Annotated in this window: 1 protein-coding gene; it reads left to right on the top strand. The window is 75.2% G+C overall.

The features are described from left to right. Window positions 1-101 precede the first annotated feature (101 nt). Window positions 102-879 (top strand): AAA family ATPase (locus ACWJ6R_RS37215; protein WP_449066685.1); only part of this gene is annotated, 778 nt, incomplete at its 3' end.

Genomic DNA, 879 nt, shown 5'->3' on the forward strand with positions numbered 1-879 from the left:
CAGGCACCACACCGCCGGCGGGTCGCTCCGCCGTACCCCCGCCGGTCGGCCCCCCGGTGGCCGGGCCTCCTCCGGTGACGGGTCCGCGACCGGCCGCCCCCGTGCCCGCCGAGAGCGTGGAGAGCCCGGAGAGCCGGGCCGCCCGCGCCTCGCTGGGCGCGCTGCGCGCCGAGGTCGCCAAGGCCGTCGTCGGCCAGGACGCCGTGGTCTCCGGGCTGGTGATCGCCCTGCTCTGCCGGGGCCACGTGCTGCTCGAAGGCGTCCCCGGCGTCGCCAAGACCCTGCTGGTCCGGACGATGGCCGCCGCGCTCTCCCTGGACTTCAAGCGCGTGCAGTTCACCCCCGACCTGATGCCGGGCGACGTGACGGGCTCGCTGGTCTACGACGTGAAGACCTCGGAGTTCGAGTTCCGCGAGGGACCGGTCTTCACCAACCTGCTGCTCGCCGACGAGATCAACCGCACCCCGCCCAAGACCCAGGCCGCCCTGCTGGAGGCCATGGAGGAGCGGCAGGTGAGCGTCGAGGGCGAGGCCCGCAGGCTGCCCGACCCGTTCATCGTGGCCGCCACGCAGAACCCGATCGAGTACGAGGGCACCTACCAGCTGCCCGAGGCCCAGCTCGACCGGTTCCTGCTGAAGCTCACCGTCCCGCTGCCTGGCCGCGAGCAGGAGATCGCGGTGCTGGAGCGGCACGCCCTCGGCTTCGACCCCCGGGACCTGTCCCACGTCAAGGCCGTGACCTCGGCCGAGGACCTGGCCGTGGGCCGGGCGGCGGTCGCCCGGGTGCACGTCGGCCCGGAGGTCCTCGGCTACGCGGTGGACGTCGCCCGCGCCACCCGGCGGTCGCCGGCCCTGCGCATGGGCGTCTCCCCGCGCGGGG

Source organism: Planomonospora algeriensis (assembly GCF_977012225.1).